The organism is Xanthomonas indica (genome assembly GCF_040529045.1).
Lineage (GTDB): Bacteria > Pseudomonadota > Gammaproteobacteria > Xanthomonadales > Xanthomonadaceae > Xanthomonas_A > Xanthomonas_A indica.
The window spans coordinates 3,978,721-3,996,565 of the sequence record NZ_CP131914.1; the positions used below are offsets into that span (position 1 = coordinate 3,978,721).

The following is a 17,845-nucleotide window of genomic DNA, read 5'->3' on the forward strand; positions in this document are numbered from 1 at the left end:
TGTAAGGTCGTCGCAAATTGGTCCGTTATAGGTACCATCAACCTGCCCTCCCGGCCGCGGCCGGCGCCTCCCGGTGCCGGCCGCGCGCGGGGAGCGTTCGTCGATTCCACGGAGCGTTCCAGGCCATGCCCACCCGCCGCGACATCCTCCACTTCCTCGGCGCCAGCGCCGGCGCCGCACTGCTGAGCGGAGCGCTGCCGGCCGCCGCCGCGGCATCGGCCTCCGCCGCCCTGCCCAGCAAGCGGCCGCCGCCGGGCAAGCGCCGCTTCGTCAGCGCCGCGGTCGAGCGCCAGTTGCGCACGGTCAAGGCCGGCATCGGCGATCCGCGCCTGGCCTGGCTGTTCGAGAACTGCTACCCCAACACCCTCGACACCACCGTCGAGACCGGCACCCGCAACGGCAAGCCGGACACCTTCGTCATCACCGGCGACATCGAGGCGATGTGGCTGCGCGATTCCTCCGCGCAGGTGCATCCCTACGTGCCGCTGGCCAAGCGCGACCCGGCGCTGCGGCGCATGTACCACGGGCTGATCCAGCGCCAGGCCGCCTGCATCCGCCTGGATCCCTACGCCAACGCGTTCCTGCCCGACGGCACCAGCCAGCGCCTGAAGTGGTCGGTGGCCGACATCACCGAGATGAAGCCCGGCGTCGGCGAGCGCAAGTGGGAAGTGGATTCGCTGTGCTATCCGATCCGCCTGGCGCACGAGTACTGGCGCGCCAGCGGCGATGCCGCACCGTTCGACGACGACTGGCGCGCCGCCATGCACGTGGTGGTGCGCACCTTCCGCGAACAGCAGCGCCTGCACGGCCGCGGCCCGTACAGTTTCCAGCGACCCTCGCCGCTGGCCACCGAAACCCTGGTGCTGGACGGCTACGGGCAGCCGACCCGGCCCAACGGCATGATCCATTCGATGTTCCGCCCGTCCGACGATGCCTGCCTGTACCCGCTGTTCGTCCCCGCCAACCTGTTCGCGGTGACCTCGCTGCGGCAACTGGCGACGATGAGCGAGGCGCTGCACCACGACGCCGCCTTCGCCGGCGAGTGCCGCGCCCTGGCCGATCAGGTCGAGACCGCCACCCGTCAGTTCGGGCAGATGCGCGACGCCGACGGCCAGCCGTTCTGGGCCTATGAGGTGGACGGCTACGGCAACCAGTTGTTTATCGACGACGCCAACGCGCCCGGCCTGCTGAGCCTGGCCTACCTGGGCTGCTGCGATCGCCGCGATCCGGTGTTCCTGCGCACGCGGCAACTGGCCTGGAGCGAGCGCAACCCGTACTTCTATCGCGGCCGCGCCGCCGAGGGCGTGGGCAGCCCGCACAGCGGCCTGGGCACGATCTGGCCGATGTCGCTGATGCAGTACGCGCTGGCCAGCGACGACGACGCGCAGATCCGCCAGTGCCTGCAGTGGCTCAAGACCACCGACGCCGACAGCGGCTTCATGCACGAAGCCTTCGACAAGGACAACCCGAGCACCTTCACCCGCCCCTGGTTCGCCTGGGCCAACACCTTGTTCGGCGAACTGATCATCGATTTGCATCAGCGCAAGCCGCACCTGTTGTCGTAGGAGCGGCTTCAGCCGCGACCGGGCGTTTTCGGTCATGCCCCATCACGGCTGAAGCCGCTCCTACAAAAAACCGAACCCCCACCGCACCGCCGCACACCCCCGAGGACAGCACCATGGCCACACGACGCGGTTTCCTGCAGGGCGCCATCGCCCTGGCCCTGTTCGGCAGCAGCGGCATCGCGCGCCTGGCGCAGGCACGCGCCGGCAGCTACGCGCTGCCGGCCGACGCGCGCGCCAAGGCCGAGCTCACCCGCAACGTCGACGTGTTCATCGGCACCGGCGGCCACGGCCACACCTTCCCCGGCGCCACGCTGCCGTTCGGCATGGTGCAACTGAGCCCGGATACCTCCAACGCCGACTGGGACGCCTGCTCGGGCTACCACGCCGACAACGGCTCGATCATGGGCTTCTCGCACACCCACCTGTCCGGCACCGGCGTCGGCGACATGCTCGATTTCCTGGTGGTGCCGGCCGTGGGCGAGGTGAAACTGCAGCCGGGCCCGCTCGACGACCCCGACGCCGGCTACCGCTCGCGCTTCGACCACGCCGACGAAGCGGCCTCGCCCGGCTACTACCGCGTGCGCCTGAAGGACAGCGGCGTGCATGCCGAGCTCACCGCCACCGCGCGCGCCGGCCTGCACCGCTACCACTTCCCCAAGGGCAAGCCGGCGCACCTGCTGCTGGACCTGTGCCACGGCATGCAGGACAAGCCCGACATCCCCACCCGCGTCGAGGACGCCAGCCTGCGCCTGGTCGACGCGCAGACCGTCACCGGCGGCCGCCGCGTCTACCAATGGGCCAAGGGCCGCTACCTCTACTTCGCCATGCGCCTGTCGCGGCCGTTCGCCAGCGCGCAGTTGTATGCCGACGACCAGCCGCTGGCCGCGAGCGCGCGCAGCGCCGACGGCAACCGCCTGAAACTGGCCCTGCACTACCCCGATGCCGCGCAAGCGCCGCTGTTGGTCAAGGTCGGCATTTCCGCGGTCAGCGCCGAGAACGCCCTGGCCAACCTCGACGCGGAACTGCCCGACTTCGACTTCGCCCGCGTGCATGCCGCCGCCGTGGCCGAATGGGAAAAGGAACTGGGGCGCGTGCGCATCGACAGCGACGACGAGGCGCAGCGCCGCATCTTCTACACCGCGCTGTACCACAGCCTGATCGCGCCGACCCTGTTCAGCGACACCGACGGCCGCTACCGCGGCATGGACCTGCAGGTGCACCAGGCGCCGGCCGGCTACCACAACTACAGCACCTACTCGCTGTGGGACACCTACCGCGCCCTGCATCCCTTGCTGACCCTGGTGCAGCCCGAGCGCGTGCCCGACCTGGTGCAGTGCCTGGTGCGCGGCGCCCACGAATCCCCGCAAGGCGTCGCCATCTGGCCGCTGCAGGGCGTGGAGACCGACTGCATGATCGGCTACCACTCTGCCGTGGTGCTGGCCGAAGCGCACGCCAAGGGCTTCACCGGCATCGACTGGAAGGCCGCGTATCCGGCGTGGCGCAAGCGCGCGATGGACGACGACGTGCACGGCCTGGGGCTGTACCGCAAGATGGGCTACATCCCCTGCGACAAGGTCGACGAATCGGTCAGCCGCACCCTGGAATTCGCCTACGACGACTGGGCGGTGGCGCACCTGGCGCAGGCGGTCGGCGCCGAGGACGATGCCAAGCACCTGCGCGAACGTTCGCGCCAGTACCGCAACGTGTTCAACCGCGAAAGCACCTTCGTGCAGCCGCGCCTGAGCGACGGCCAGTGGGCCACCCCGTTCGATCCGCGCGCGATGGGCCACAGCGCGCAGTGGCGCGACTTCACCGAGTCCAACGCCTGGCAGGCCACCTTCCTCAACCAGCACGACCTGTACGGCTACATGGACCTGTTCGGCGGCCGCGACCACTTCGTCGCCAAGCTCGACGAACTGTTCACCACCAGCTCCGAACTGCCGGCGGACGCACCGCCGGACATCGACGGCATGGTCGGCCAGTACGCGCACGGCAACGAACCCAGCCACCACGTCGCCTACCTCTACGCCTACGCCGGGCAGCCGTACAAGACCCAGGCGATGGTGCGGCGGCTGCTGCGCGAGCAGTACCACGACGCGCGCAACGGCCTGTCCGGCAACGAGGACTGCGGGCAGATGAGCGCCTGGTTCGTGCTCAGCGCACTGGGCCTGTATGCGGTGGACCCGGTCAGCGCCAACTACGTGCTGGGCAGCCCGCTGTTCAAGCGCGCCGAACTCGACGTGGGCAATGGCCGCACCCTGCGCATCGTCGCCCACGGCAACAGCGCGACCAACGTCTACATCCAACGCGCCCGCTGGAACGGCAAGCCGTACACCCGCAGCTGGCTGCGCCACGCAGACCTCGCCGCCGGCGGCACGCTGGAACTGGAGATGGGGCCCAAGCCCAACATCGCGTTCGGTGCGGGCAAGGACGATCTGCCGCCGTCGTTCGTTTGAGAGCCGGGATTAGGGATTGGGGAATCGGGATTGGGTGATTCCCCACCGCCGCCCTTCTGCGTGCGACCGGTTGCATTGCGGCGCGCGCTTCCTGTTGTCTGTTGCGTTGCACCCGCATCGCCTCTTCCGAGATCCCTCATGCCTCGTACGACCCTCGCCGCCCTTGCCCTCGCCCTGGCGTTCGCCCTGCCCGCCACCCACGTGCGCGCGGCCGAAGGCGGCACCGCCTGGCCCGCCTTCGCCACCCAGGGCGATCACTTCATCCGCGACGGCAAGCCGTACCTGGTCATTTCCGGCGCCATCCACTTTCAGCGCATTCCCCGCGCCTACTGGAAAGACCGCCTGCAGAAAGCGCGCGCGATGGGCCTGAACACGGTGGAGACCTACGTGTTCTGGAACCTGGTGGAACCGCACCAGGGCCAGTTCGACTTCAGCGGCAACAACGACATCGCCGCCTTCGTCGACGAAGCCGCCGCACAAGGCCTCAACGTGATCCTGCGCCCCGGCCCCTACGTGTGCGCCGAGTGGGAAGCCGGCGGCTATCCGGCGTGGCTGTTCGCCGAACCCGGCATGCGCGTACGCAGCCAGGACCCGCGCTTCCTCGCCGCCAGCCAGGCCTACCTGGACGCACTGGCCGCCCAGGTCAAACCGCAACTCAACGGCAACGGCGGCCCGATCGTCGCCGTGCAGGTGGAGAACGAATACGGCTCCTACGGCGACGACCATGCCTACATGCGCCGCAACCGCGACATGTTCGTCAAAGCCGGCTTCGACAAGGCGCTGCTGTTCACCGCCGACGGCCCTGACGTACTCGCCAACGGCACCCTGCCCGACACCCTGGCAGTGGTGAACTTCGCCCCCGGCGACGCCAAGAACGCCTTCGAGACCCTGGCCAAGTTCCGCCCCGGGCAACCGCAGATGGTCGGCGAATACTGGGCCGGCTGGTTCGACCAATGGGGCGAGAAGCACGCGGCCACCGATGCCACCAAGCAGGCCAGCGAATTCGAATGGATCCTGCGTCAGGGCCATTCCGCGAACCTCTACATGTTCGTCGGCGGCACCAGTTTCGGCTTCATGAATGGCGCCAACTTCCAGAAGAACCCCAGCGACCACTACGCGCCGCAGACCACCAGCTACGACTACGACGCCGTGCTCGACGAAGCCGGCCGCCCCACCCCCAAGTTCACCCTGTTCCGCGACGCCATCCAGCGCGTCACCGGCACAACGCCGCCGGCCCTGCCCAAGCCGATCCCCTTCGCCGAACTGCCGGCCACGCCGCTGCGCGAATCCGCGTCGCTGTGGGACAACCTGCCCGCCCCGGCCGCCACCACCGACACCCCGCAGCCGATGGAGCGCTACGGCCAGGCCTACGGCTACATCCTCTACCGCATCACCGTCACCGGCCCGCGCAAGGGCAGCCTGTACCTGGGCGAGGTACGCGACTACGCCCGCGTCTACGTCGACCGCACACTGGCCGGCAGCGCCGAGCGCCGCCTGCAGCAAGTCGCGGTGGACGTGGACATCCCCGCCGGCCCCCACACCCTCGACGTGCTGGTGGAGAACACCGGCCGCATCAACTATGGCGCCCACCTCCCCGACGGCCACGCCGGCTTGGTCGACCCCGTGCTGCTCGACGGCAAACCCCTCACCGGCTGGCAGACCTTCCCCCTGCCGATGGACGATCCCAGCAAACTCACCGGCTGGACCACCGCCAAGATCGACGGCCCCGCCTTCCACCGCGGCACGGTGAAGATCGCCACGCCTGCCGATACGTTCCTGGACATGCGCGCCTTCGGCAAAGGCTTCGCCTGGGCCAATGGCCATAACCTGGGCCGGCATTGGAACATCGGGCCGCAGCGGGCGTTGTATTTTCCGGCGCCTTGGCAGCGGAAGGGGGACAACAGTGTGATTGTGTTTGATTTGGATAGTGCGCCTGATGCGAGCGTGCGGGGAGTTACGGGGCAGGTTTGGAGTACGCCCAGTAATTGACCTATCCACGGAGCGTGCCGTCCGGTAAATCCGGATGGCGCGGGAAGAAACAACTTGTCTACAAATTAAGGCCGCCGGCGGTTTCGCCGAGCGGCCTTCAACTTGTGACGACCGTCAACAAGTGATAGCGTCGGCCTTGTGCGGGGATGCACTTGGGAATGCCGTGGGTTAGACGCAAGGATTATGCGATAGCGCGACTGGCGAGAGATCGAATATGGGATGCGTACTGCCCAAAATGGGAGCAGTATCGGCGCGCTACAGACCTGTTTTTACACACCATTTTTTCGCCAAATAGTAGTTGAGCCTTAGGGGAGGAAATCATGGCGCGCTACACAATCAGAATCGAACTGCATGGTGCGACGTGGGATGACTACGTGGAGATGTACAATTACCTAGCTGCACAAGGCATCACCGACATCATCACATCGGACGACGGCACTCGCTACAAGATGCCGCCTGCCGAATACAACTACGAAGGCGATGCCACACGGGATCAAGTGCTAGCTTCTGCCAAAGCGTGCGCAGCAAAGGTTGTGCACTCGTATGCAGTTCTTGTCACTGAGGCATTAACTCGGTCATGGCATGGCCTGGCTAAGGCCTAAAAATTTATTCAAGCCGACGTCGCTTCGCGGTGCGGCTTAATTCAGGCGTCAGGGGCCGCGATGAAGAGTATCGATAACCTTGTAGAAAGCTCTATTCAGAGACAGACTTTGCACGCAGCATTGCAACGTCCCTGGCCGGCGGCGTCGGTCTCGGCCTCTACTTGTGGCAACGCGACTGGGCCATTGCTGCCTTTTCCGCAATCATCGCCTTCCCGATTCTTCGACTGGCTTCTCGCGCCTTACACGATCTGCGCAAACGTGCCCAAGCCCATCGCTTTCGGGCACGGGATGCATCTGAGCTGTATGCCCGGCTCAGCGACGAGGAGCAGAAGGTCGTAGATGCATTCGCTAAGGTTGGCGGGGCCGTTTTGACATGGTCGCAGGTCAACGATTTGGAGCTAAGCGCTCCAGCCGTTGAATCACTCATGCAACGCGAAATGCTCACTACCTCAATGACAGCAGATCTCATGCGTGAGACTTTCGTTCTGAATCACGCGCTATTCGAGGTTGGCATCGCAAGGATTCGTGGCGCGCGCCCTAACAATTCGTTCAAGCCGAACCCGCTTCGCGGGTCGGCTTAACTCAGGTGTTAGGCAGCACACCAGCGTCATCGCTCTTTCAAAACCCGAAGGGGGACATATGCCGACATCATTAGTTGTCACTGCCGCGACAAAGATTCCGTGGAAGCAAATTCTTTTCTATCTGCCGGACGTGGCTAAAGCAGCTAAAGGTATTTGGAAAACTTTCGATTCGAAGCCGAAGCCCGTCCCTATTGATCCGCATGGATCTGCTTCAGCCCAGGTCAAAGCCATCGCTGAGCGCATTCAGACATTAGAAACCCACCAGAAGAATGAGTCGGAAGTAGTGATGCGCATTGCTGAGCAACTTGAGGGAATTGCTGCGGGCTTAAAGGAGACCGCTGCAAGGCAAGCTGTGGCTCTAAAGATCGCTGTAGGATCTTCAGTTCTCGCGATCATCGCCCTAGTCGTCGTACTCGCCACCTGAGCGCGGCCTAACAATTCGTGCGAGCCGACGCCACTTCGTGGCGCGGCTTAACTCAGGTGTTAGTCTGCTAGGAGACAATGACGTGAAAGCCAGCGCTCTCCATAAGAAGGTCGGATCTCTTAGATCTATCCTGCAGCGTGGACTCAACAACACTTACATATGGACGCAGTTTTCCATAAGCGCGTTGAACGCGGCCAAGAGCGACGACAAATTTTTATCTCAAAAACGCTTTAGGGTCCCTTCGAAAACTAGGGATAAGGAAATTGAGCGCACTGAGGACGAGCTTCGGTCGATAGCCGAGGGGGCAGTAACTCAAGAAATATATTTCTCAGTATTTGTCTACGCTGTAGCGCAAGTTGAGGCTTTTGTCGGCGACCTCCTATATGAACTACTGAAGTTTGACAACAGGAGAATTCAGACAAAGGTTAAAGGAATCGATCACACCATGAAAGTAGATGTGTCTGAAGTCCTAGAGTGCAGTTCGCGCGACGAGCTAATCGACAAAATCATCAAGAAGGACTTAGTGTCACTTTTCTATGCTTCACCGGCTCTCCAGATGGAGTACTTTCAAGCCGTGACAGGCGTGAAACTCGACGATGAAATACTTCAGAAGTGGATTGAAATTAAGGCTACGCGAGACATCGTTGTGCACAACTCTGGCGTCTCAAACTCAACTTACGTGCGCAAGGCAGGCGAGCAAGCGCGAGCGGGCGAAGGCGAGATTCTGCCGCTGGACGACGCATATTTCGCAGAAGCCTTATCTGTAATGAAGTCCTTCGTGGGGAGAGTTTCGAGCGCAATCCAGAAGGACCTAAAGTAGATCGCAATCCAGAAGCGGGGCCAGGCTCACTTCCTAACCCGTTACAAGGTCCCAGCCAAGACTCAGTGCTTCGCAGGCATCAGGCCCGCATGCCGCCCCGCGTAAAGCATCCAACTCAACAAATAAGTGAACCTGACCCTGAAATTCAGAAGAACAATGGCAAACGTCCTTCAAGAGATTCAAACATGGTCGGCAGACCGTCCGACATGGCAACGTGATGCGCTCCGCCGTCTCGTCGTGAACGGCGAGCTGGGCGCAGAGGATATCGAGGCCCTGACGGCGATTTGCAAGGGCGGACACGGGTTGACGGAGAAGGTTGCGGCGCAACCGCTTGCCAAGGAACACGTGCCCAAGCGCGGGGGAGCGGAGCAGGCGGTTTCGCTGGACTCCATCTTCCACCACAAGGGTGTCAATGCCCTGGCCGAGAACCAGACCCTCAAGTTCGCCTCCGGCCTCACCATCGTCTACGGCGATAATGGTGCGGGAAAGACCGGATATACTCGCATCCTCAAACAAGCCTGCCGCGCGCGCCGGCAGGAGACGATTCTCAGCAACGTCGTGATAACTGGCGTGGCTCCGCCCAAGCCGACTGTCGCCATCAAATACAAGGTCGGAACCGATGCCGCCGCCCGCGAGTGGACGGGCGGCGACGCGGATGAGTTCGTCTCCCGCGTCAGCATCTTCGACACGCACTGCGCCGCCGTTTATTTGAATGAGCGAACGGACGTAGCGTTTCTACCCTTCGGCCTCGACCTTTTTGACAAGCTCGTCCGCGCGCATGCAAAGCCGTTCGCGCAAGACTGGAAACCGAACAACGCGCGTTGGACACCAATGCCCTGACGAGCGTCATCGCGCAGATTCCGCAGGGAACGGCGGCGGCGAAGCTGGTGAACGGCATCACCCTGTTTACCAAGCCGGAGGACGTGCAGGCCATTGCACGCCTCAAGCCTGAGGAACAGGAGCGGCTTACCTTTCTGGAAAAGGCCCTCCAAGACCTGCAAGCCAACGACCCGCAGAAGCTTATGGCTCAACTGACCCTGCGTGCAAGCCGCGTCCGCGCGCTTGCCGACCATCTGCGAGGGTTGGAAACGGCTCTGGCGGACGAGGAAGTGATCGCCGTGTTCGACACGCGGAAGGAAGGACGCCGCAAAAGCGAAGAAGCGAAGCGGTTGCGCGAAGCGACCTTTCCGCAAGGTTTGCTTACCGGAACCGGCGAAGAACAGTGGAAGGCCATGTGGGAGGCGGCGCGGCTGTTCTCGGAACAACAGGCGTATCAGGGCCAAGGCTTTCCCGTCACGGACGGTGGCGCGAGATGCGTCCTTTGCCAGCAAGACCTCGGCCATACCGCTACCCACCGGCTCAAGCACTTCGAGGAGTTCGTGGTCTCGACGACGGAGAAGGAGCTTCGGCTGATGCGCGACGAATTCGCGCGCAGGCGCAACGCCTTTGCCAATCTCAAGACGTCCACGGATGCGACAGAAGAAACCCTAAAGGAACTGCGCCTGGAGCATGATACCAAGGCCGAAGCCATCAGCGCCGCCATATCCCACAGCGAAAGGCGCCGCGTCGCTATCATTGCGGCGCTCGCCGAGAACAAGGACCTCGGCGAAGACTTTCAAGCACTCGTAGCATCTTCGACCCAAGCCAAATCTATCGGCGATGAAATCGATGCCCGCCTCAAGTCGCTGCGCGAGGCCGGAGCCGCCGACGCCAAGAAAAAGATGAGCGACGAGGCGCAGGAATTGCGTGCGCGGCTCGTGCTCGGCAAGCATGAGAAGGCGATTCTTGATGAAATTGAGAACAAGAAAAAAATCGCCGCCTACGCACAGTGCCTCGATGAGACCAAGCCGAACGCCATCACGCAGAAAAGCTCCGCCGTTACGAAGGCGGTCGTATCAGAAAGCCTCAAGAAGAGATTCAAGGACGAGTTGGAGGCATTGGAATTTAACCACGTCGAAGTCGAGCTAAAAGAGCAAGGCGGCGCGGAAGGCGTCTTCTATCACAAGCTCGTCCTCACCAGAAACCCGACCGTCAACGTTCCCAAGGTAGTGAGCGAGGGGGAGCAGCGATGCATTTCCATAGCGGCTTTCTTCGCCGAACTTAGCACAGCCGACGACCGCTCCGGCATGGTGTTCGACGACCCCGTGTCGTCGCTCGACTTCCAGTGGCGGAGCGCCGTCGCGCGGCGGCTGGTGGAAGAATCAAAACGAAGACAGGTCATCGTCTTTACGCACGATGTCGTCTTTCTGCTGGCACTCAAGCAATTTGCCGAGCAGATGGACGTTCAACCTCTTGACCAACACATCCGCAGACAGGTCAACGGCGCAGGCGTGTGCCGCGAGGAACTGCCTTGGCTCGCGATGCGCGTGAGGGACAAGATTGGGTTCCTCAAGAACGCGTGGCAAGCCGTAAATAAGAAGCACCGCAACGGGGAGCAGGACGCCTACGAGCGGGAGGCCAAGGAACTCTACGGTCTCCTGCGCGAGGCGTGGGAGCGCGCGGTAGAGGAGGTTCTGTTGGGCGGCATCGTCGAACGATTCAGACCCAGCGTCGAAACCCAACGGCTCGCTCCTCTCTCCGACATCACCGACGACGACTGCAAGACCGTCAAGGAAGGGATGACCAAGTCCTCGGCATGGCTCACGGGACACGACCACGCGGCTGCGGCGCGGTCACCCGTGCCTGCACCGGGCGAGTTGAAAAAGGACATCGAGACATTGGAGACGTGGGTGACGGGCATCAACGTCCGCCGGCGCAACAAGTAGCCCTGCATTAATGCATCGGGCAGGAACGGGGTCAGGTTGACTTCCTAAGTGAAACACGCGGTCCAGCCAAGACCCGTTGCTTCGCAGGCATAGGCCCGCACGCCACCCACGCAAAGGATCCAACTCATTCGATAAGTGAACCTAGCCCCGTTAGTCCCGTCATCGGCACCGCCCGAATGGCGTGGCGGGCACCAAGGCAGAATCAACAACAGCCGAGCCGACCGCTTGCTAAGCACTTGTTCCTCAAAGACTTTTTTGAAAGGCATAGAGCCCACCCTTCCCTACCTGACCATCCAGTGGCCTAATAAGGCAAATGGCATACGCCAGCGTTCTCTAGGGATGAGACAAGGAAGCTGAACAATGCCGCCCCCCGCCTTATGAAGAAACAAATGGCTACCGCTACTCGTTCCAGAGGAGTTGCCCCAAGCAAGGCAACCGAGCCACTGCGCATGCAGTTCCCTAGCAACTCTCCGACCAAGCACACAGAACTCTACTTGGCCGATGCGATCCAATGGATGTCCGAGCGCGAGGAGTGCTCCATCCATGCCATTGTCACCGACCCTCCTTACGGCTTGGTCGAGTTCGACGAGAAACATGTGGACAAGATGCGAGGGGGCTCGGGTGGGGTGTGGCGCATTCCGCCCTCGTTTGACGGAGCCAAGAGGGCACCGCTCCCACGCTTTACCACTCTCACAGCGAAGGACCGCGAGAGGCTCACTACCTTCTTCAAAGCGTTTGCCTATCAGGCCGGGCGCATTCTTGTGCCTGGCGGCCACATTGTCATGGCATCCAATCCACTTGTATCGACAACTACATTTGCATCCATTGAGACGGCAGGCTTTGAAAAGCGTGGAGAACTGATTCGCGTCGTTAAGACTCTACGCGGAGGAGACAGGCCGAAGGGTTCTGAAGAAGAATATCCTAACGTATCCGTCATGCCTCGATCATGCTGGGAACCTTGGGGGATTTTCCGCAAGCCCATTGACCAAAACACCGTCGCGGCTAATCTGCGCAAATGGGGTACTGGCGGTTTCCGCAGGGTTTCCGACGATGAGCCTTTCCGAGATCTCATAGAGGTGGCACCTGCTCGAGACCCTGAGCGAGCCTTAGCGCCCCACCCATCCATCAAGCCGCAACGCCTGATGCGCTACATCGTTCGTGGCGTGCTGCCTGTGGGCGAAGGCATCATTTATGACCCATTTTCGGGCAGCGGCTCGACCCTTGCTGCTGCTAGCCATCTTGGGCTGAAAGCAATCGGGACGGAGCGCGACCCCATTTATTACACAATGGCATCGCAAGCCATTCCTAGGCTGGCAAAAATCGCGTGAATAGCTCGCAGTCAATTACACCGAAAAAAATTCTTGAAGATGTCAAGGCAAACTTCTTTGGCGGACAGAGGCGAAAGTTTCTTCCAGGCCTACTAATTGCTCTTATTCGCTTTCTTCGCAACCTGAAAGCAACTGGCGGCAAATACGCTTCGCTGGAAGAATTCCATAAAGATTTTCCGCTGGTGACCGTCACAAGCAAGGGCGGGGGCGTTAACACTTTTACCGTGCTAGTGAATGGCAAGAGTTCGGCAATCCGGAAAGAGTATGACAAGATTGCCGACTTCTTCCGAAACGAAAAGCATCGCTACGATTTCCCCAGTTCGGCTCCCCATGCCACCCAAGCGTGGAGAGACTACATTTCCTGGATCGAGGCAATTCTCTCTTTTGATGACCCATCTCTAGACGCTTTGGAAAAGGATGTCATTGATTATGTCCTAGACTCTCTTCCCTCCCAAGCGATTGATCCATCGACTGTTAAACGCGAGCCGCCACTCTTCTTGCTCTACCTTCAAAACTTTGATTTGACCAGCAAGGCGGGAGAACCGACAGGGGCCGCTTATCAGGGAACTGTTTTTGGCTATATACGTGCCGACGCGCCTCACCTCCAAGTAGAGGTTGGTAAAGTTCGGACGGGCTCGAAGCGTGAGAAGAGAGTCGGAGACATCGACGCAAGGGATGGCGAGAAGCTAGTTCTCTCAGCTGAGGTCAAACAATATGTGGTAGGCGACAAGGACCTCGGTGAATTCGGTGAATTTTCCCAGCTCATTGCCCAGCACCAAGCGCTAGGGTTGGTGGTTGCACTTGGCTTTAAAGACGACGCTTCCAAGAAAATTGCCGAGATGGGACTCGAGCCGCTTTCTCGCGATGACCTTATTGAGCGCGTTAGAATCTGGGATCCACTCAAACAGAGGATCGCCATTAGCGCAATTATGTACTACGCCAACTTCAGAGAGCAAAATTCCGTCCTTTACGAGCGCATACAAAATTTTATTGCAGAAGCTGAAGTCGCCAATACGGCTAAATTGGCAATAGAATCTATTTCCCCCAAGGAGATCGAAGTCGATGATCAAGAATATCCAGATTCGGGGACCGGTGAAGGGGCCAAGCTCACTTAAGCTTGTTACAGCCAAAAGCAGTTGACACCCCCAAAAACCAGTAGCACCATCCCCTCTAAGGAGCGTAGAAACTCCTCTCATAGCGGCCCCCACCTCCGTCAAACCGGTGGGTTTTTTGTGCCTGTTCGCAGGCACACTCCGATGCGCTGTCTGCGTCGGGAGGGCGGCGAATACAACACCCTTCGGGGAAATAAGCCCGCCGTCTATGAGGGGTTTCTAACCTCCCGACATCCCGTCGCCCTTCGGCGCGGGTTTCTGTCTGCCAAGGAGGCTGTGCCATGCGTCAACCGTCACCCCGCCCCGCCGCTCCCTGCAAGCGCATGTCGCACAAGCATCGCCACTGCCCGCAGTGGACGATCGTCGAGTCGTCGCTCATCCCCATGCTGACACCCGAACAGGTCGCCGCCGCCAACGCCGCCGATCTTGCCCGCGCCTCGCGACCGCCCCGCCGCCCACGCCCGCCACAGCAGTGCACCGTCGGCTGCGGCCACTCCGCCAACGGCAAGCGCACGCCCGCGCTGCGCCTGGGTGGCCGCTGGATGGAAGAACTGGGCTTCACCATCGGCAGTACGCTGCGCGTGCAGGTGCGCGACGGCGAACTGGTGGTGAGCGTGGCCAGAGAAACGGGGTCAGATTGACTTCCCGCGTAGAGCTGACCGGTTACAAGATCCAAGCGAAGACAAGGTACTTAGTAAGTATTAGGCCCACATACAGCCCCGCAAAACATCCAACTCAACGGAACCTGACCCCGTTAGTCCAGGGCTGAGATCTCGCTCTGGTCTAGCTGAACGGCTTATCTTGTAGACAAATGTCACCAGGTGTTGTGGCTGGTTAGGGATGGGAATAGCGTGTTGGTGTAAGCGCCTATCCGCCATGGAAGATCACCATGAACCTCGCAAAGAACCTGCTGAAAGTTGTATTCGCGGCTCAGCTTCTCTTTGCCCCGTTTTTCGCCGGCGCTGCCCCCTCGTCGCCATTCATCATCACGACCACGGCAACCTATGCCGACAAGTCTCCTGAGCAGCAGGCGGTTGTGGCTTGGCTTCGGCAGCATGCTCAGTATGTAAACGGGCATCTGATCGGGGAGTTCGATAAGCTGCAGGACGTTACCGTCACATATACCCGTACAACGGACGGTCGTGTACGCCCGCAGTCGCCTGGGGATGGCCCGCCGGGCCCGCTACCGCCCGGACAGCCCGGAGACACGTATTCGGTCTCGAACTGCAGTGGTGGCGTCTCCCAGTCGTGGAGCTACAAGTTCGTTTCTGGCTCGAACGGAGGCACTTGGGTGTTGGTCGACTACAAGTACGCTAGGAAAGCCTGCGGCTCCGAAGGGGCTTGAGCTAAGCGTAGGTCGACATCTGCGGCAAGTATCTGCGAACAAGAAAAACGGGCCTAAGGGCCCGTTTTCTTTGCTGAAATCTTAGCCTGACAGGCAACCTGTCGGTCCAGATCACCGGCACTACCTCCCAGGCTGCCTACCAACGAAGCGGCCGGTCGCCGTTCGAATTGCTCCAACAGCTGCCGCGGTCGGTAGAACAGCACCGATCGCTCGGGCATCTCCGTCAGATCGACAAGCACAGCTTCCCAAAATGCTTCCCCGCCGCCTGATGCGCGAACGCATCGGCGATGTCTTCCAGTGAAAAGGTCTGATCGACCACCGGCTTGATGCCGGTCGCGTCGAGGGCGCGGACCATGTCGCGCTGGTGGCTGCGGCTGCCGACGATCAGGCCCTGCAGGGTCTGGTGGCGTTGCATCAGCGCCACCGTCGGCACCTGGCCGGCAATGCCGGTCAGCACGCCGATCAGGGCGATGTGGCCGCCGATGCGGCAGGCCTGGATGGATTGCCCCAGGGTGTCGGGGCCGCCCACTTCGATCACCACGTCGACGCCGCGGCCGTTGGTGTAGTCGAGCACCTTGGCCGCCCAGTCGGTGTCGCGCCGGTAATTGATGGTGAAATCGGCGCCCAGCGCCTGCGCACGCGCCAGCTTCTCGTCGGAGGACGAGGTGGCGATCACCGTGGCGCCCATGTGCTTGGCGAACTGCAGGGCGAAGATCGACACGCCGCCGGTGCCGAGCACCAGCACGGTGTCGCCGGCCTTCAGGTGCGCGTCCACCACCAGTGCGCGCCAGGCGGTGAGCCCCGCGGTGGTCAGCGTCGCCGCTTCGGCGTGGCTGTAGCCGCGCGGTGCGTGCGTGAACCAGTGCGCGGGACGAACGACGTATTCGCGTGCATAGCCGTCGACGCCATCGCCGGGCACGGTGGCGAAATCGGCGATGGTCGGCCCGCCATCCAGCCAGGTCGGGAAGAACGTCGAGACGACCGCGTCGCCCACGGCAAACTCGTCCACGCCTTCGCCCACCGCCTCCACCACGCCGGCACCGTCGGACATCGGGATGCGGCCGTCGGCGCTGGGCATGCGGCCGGTCACCACGCCCAGGTCGTGGAAGTTGAGCGAGCTGGCATGCACGCGCACGCGGAGTTCGCCGGCGCTCGGCTGGCCGGGATCGGGCAGATCGACGAGGCGGAGGTTCTCGAGGCCAGCGGGCTGGCGCAAGGTAATGGCTTTCATGGGCACGACATCCTTCGAAAAAGTGGCGAGGGGCGGCGCCGCATCGGTTGCAGCGAAGCCGCGTTGCAGGCATTGTCGGGATGCACTTCCTGCATCGCAAGAACGTACAATTTTCGCAGGTACTATCAATTCTGTAGGTATAAAGACCATGCGTCTGAAACGTCTGGATGGCAAGAGCGGCTGCGCGGTCGAAGTCACGCTTTCGGTGATCGGCGGGGTGTGGAAGCCGGTGATCCTGTTCCACCTGCTCTCCGGCAAGAAGCGCTTCATGGAACTGACGCGCCTGATTCCCAATGCCACGCAGCGCATGCTGACCCTGCAGTTGCGCGAGCTCGAGGAGGACGGCGTCATCGTGCGGCACGTCTATCCGCAGGTGCCGCCCAAGGTCGAATATGCGCTGACACCGCTCGGCGCATCCCTCGCGCCGGTGCTGATCAGCCTGCGCGAATGGGGCGAGTCGTACCGCAGCAGCGAGATGTCGCGCGCGCCGGCCGACGCGCCGGAATGCGTGCGCGGCGTAGCGACGGCTACTTGATTCGGGCAGAAGCTTCCAGAAAACGGGCGCACGCTTCACGAGGCGACGTCGGCGTGGGCAGGAAGCACGCCGTGACGTAGCGAATCGCCGCTTGTGGAGAGCGACACCGCTGCAGATGCAAGATCAAGCGACGCTAGTGAGCCTTCAATCGCGAAGGGCTGCCTATTGGCAGACGTCAACGATCATGCGCTGCGATCAACGAGGTCTCCCGACTACCGAGCTTGGAAGGCGTCGGGACTGAAGTCCCTCCCACAAGGGGCATAGCAAACACACCGCAAGTCGCCTGCGCCAGCGTGGCCGGCAGCGGTGGGGCTGACACAGCATCCTCGAATAGCGTGCCGACCGAATGCGCCAAGCTCTTGTCGAGGGACGTCATCGCCTGTACCGGCGCTTCGCCAATGCCCTTGGCGTTGGGCAGGGTGACGGCGTCGGCGACCTGGTTATTGACTGCAGTGGATAGGCCCTAGAACGGTCCTAGTCAGTCAGGAAACTGCATCGCTACCGCCGTCTTGCGACGGCGTTAGCGTGCATGGTTTACGGCTGCTTGAACGCGTTGAGCACGGTCAGCAGGCTGGTGAGGTTGTCGGACACGCCGGTCTGCGCGACCTTCTCGGTGGCGCCGGCGGCGGCGGTCGAGTCGAGACTGTAGATCTGCATGACGCCCTGGTTGGCCACGGCCTGCGCCAAGGTGTTCCGTTGCTGCTGCGCGGAGACCGCGTTCCCGAACAGGATACCCGTCGAGTGCGCCATGCTCTGGTAAATCGACGCCATCGCGAAGGCCGGTGCCTCGCCGATGACCTTCACATTCGACTGGGTGACCGCATCGGTGATCTGGTCGTTGACCGCGGTGGGAAATGCCATGTAGTCGCTCCTGGGTTGGGGTACGGCCCACGCCGTACGATCTCTGAAAACGGGACAGTGCAAAAACTGCGGAACCATGTGCGGCGTTTGACTCACCAACCACGTCGCGATATGGGCGCGACGAAGGAACATCGGCCACGATGCGCCGCCACAGCAGCCGGTGCGTATTGCTACCGCTGCGGGGTGTATCCCCTGGCGGCATCCGCTGCCACGCAATGCGATCCACCAAAA

The 17,845-nt window shown here is 61.9% G+C and carries 16 protein-coding genes; 13 read left to right on the plus strand and 3 right to left on the minus strand.

What is annotated here, in order from left to right; translation table 11 throughout:
• Nucleotides 1-125: 125 nt before the first annotated feature.
• From Q7W82_RS17225 to Q7W82_RS17280, 12 genes are all read left to right on the plus strand, one after another.
• Nucleotides 126-1,565, plus strand: coding sequence for a glycoside hydrolase family 125 protein (locus Q7W82_RS17225; protein ID WP_242161081.1), 1,440 nt, complete (start codon nucleotides 126-128; stop codon nucleotides 1,563-1,565).
• A gap of 113 nt (nucleotides 1,566-1,678) precedes the next feature.
• The gene (locus Q7W82_RS17230; RefSeq protein ID WP_242161082.1) at nucleotides 1,679-4,021 is read left to right on the plus strand and encodes a GH92 family glycosyl hydrolase; all 2,343 of its coding nucleotides are present in this window, start codon (nucleotides 1,679-1,681) and stop codon (nucleotides 4,019-4,021) included.
• Between the two features lie 138 nt (nucleotides 4,022-4,159).
• Nucleotides 4,160-6,010 carry a beta-galactosidase family protein gene (locus tag Q7W82_RS17235; RefSeq protein WP_242161083.1) on the plus strand — a complete coding sequence of 617 codons (1,851 nt, stop codon included), beginning with the start codon at nucleotides 4,160-4,162 and terminating at the stop codon, nucleotides 6,008-6,010.
• A 320-nt stretch (nucleotides 6,011-6,330) separates the two neighbouring features.
• Nucleotides 6,331-6,612, plus strand: coding sequence for a hypothetical protein (locus Q7W82_RS17240; RefSeq protein WP_242161084.1), 282 nt, complete (start codon nucleotides 6,331-6,333; stop codon nucleotides 6,610-6,612).
• Between the two features lie 525 nt (nucleotides 6,613-7,137).
• A complete protein-coding gene (locus tag Q7W82_RS17245; RefSeq protein WP_242161085.1) occupies nucleotides 7,138-7,617 on the plus strand; it encodes a hypothetical protein in 480 nt (159 codons plus the stop codon).
• Between the two features lie 82 nt (nucleotides 7,618-7,699).
• Nucleotides 7,700-8,437: a hypothetical protein gene (locus Q7W82_RS17250; protein WP_242161086.1), complete on the plus strand. Its 738-nt coding sequence runs from the start codon at nucleotides 7,700-7,702 to the stop codon at nucleotides 8,435-8,437.
• Between the two features lie 126 nt (nucleotides 8,438-8,563).
• Entirely contained in the window at nucleotides 8,564-9,277 is a 714-nt protein-coding gene (locus Q7W82_RS17255) for an ATP-binding protein (RefSeq protein WP_242161087.1), read from the plus strand.
• Nucleotides 9,259-11,202 (plus strand): AAA family ATPase, encoded by a 1,944-nt coding sequence (locus tag Q7W82_RS17260; RefSeq protein WP_242161088.1) that lies wholly within the window; start codon nucleotides 9,259-9,261, stop codon nucleotides 11,200-11,202. The genes Q7W82_RS17255 and Q7W82_RS17260 overlap by 19 nt, the downstream gene beginning before the upstream one ends.
• A gap of 494 nt (nucleotides 11,203-11,696) precedes the next feature.
• Nucleotides 11,697-12,530: a DNA methyltransferase gene (locus tag Q7W82_RS17265; RefSeq protein WP_242161089.1), complete on the plus strand. Its 834-nt coding sequence runs from the start codon at nucleotides 11,697-11,699 to the stop codon at nucleotides 12,528-12,530.
• Entirely contained in the window at nucleotides 12,527-13,645 is a 1,119-nt protein-coding gene (locus tag Q7W82_RS17270; RefSeq protein WP_242161090.1) for a hypothetical protein, read from the plus strand. The genes Q7W82_RS17265 and Q7W82_RS17270 overlap by 4 nt, the downstream gene beginning before the upstream one ends.
• A 320-nt stretch (nucleotides 13,646-13,965) precedes the next feature.
• Nucleotides 13,966-14,283: a SymE family type I addiction module toxin gene (locus Q7W82_RS17275; RefSeq protein WP_242161091.1), complete on the plus strand. Its 318-nt coding sequence runs from the start codon at nucleotides 13,966-13,968 to the stop codon at nucleotides 14,281-14,283.
• 248 nt (nucleotides 14,284-14,531) lie between these two features.
• A complete protein-coding gene (locus Q7W82_RS17280) occupies nucleotides 14,532-14,987 on the plus strand; it encodes a hypothetical protein (RefSeq protein ID WP_242161092.1) in 456 nt (151 codons plus the stop codon).
• Between the two features lie 223 nt (nucleotides 14,988-15,210).
• Here Q7W82_RS17280 and Q7W82_RS17285 read toward each other — a convergent pair whose 3' ends face one another.
• Nucleotides 15,211-16,218 carry an NAD(P)-dependent alcohol dehydrogenase gene (locus Q7W82_RS17285; RefSeq protein WP_242161093.1) on the minus strand — a complete coding sequence of 336 codons (1,008 nt, stop codon included), beginning with the start codon at nucleotides 16,216-16,218 and terminating at the stop codon, nucleotides 15,211-15,213.
• Between the two features lie 148 nt (nucleotides 16,219-16,366).
• Between Q7W82_RS17285 and Q7W82_RS17290 the strand changes: the two genes are divergently transcribed.
• Nucleotides 16,367-16,753 (plus strand): helix-turn-helix domain-containing protein, encoded by a 387-nt coding sequence (locus Q7W82_RS17290; RefSeq protein WP_242161155.1) that lies wholly within the window; start codon nucleotides 16,367-16,369, stop codon nucleotides 16,751-16,753.
• Nucleotides 16,754-16,928: 175 nt separating this feature from the next.
• Here Q7W82_RS17290 and Q7W82_RS17295 read toward each other — a convergent pair whose 3' ends face one another.
• A complete protein-coding gene (locus Q7W82_RS17295; RefSeq protein ID WP_353949495.1) occupies nucleotides 16,929-17,129 on the minus strand; it encodes a hypothetical protein in 201 nt (66 codons plus the stop codon).
• Between the two features lie 158 nt (nucleotides 17,130-17,287).
• Nucleotides 17,288-17,614, minus strand: a complete 327-nt coding sequence (locus tag Q7W82_RS17300) for a RebB family R body protein (protein ID WP_242161094.1) — start codon at nucleotides 17,612-17,614, stop codon at nucleotides 17,288-17,290.
• Between the last annotated feature and the right edge of the window lie 231 nt (nucleotides 17,615-17,845).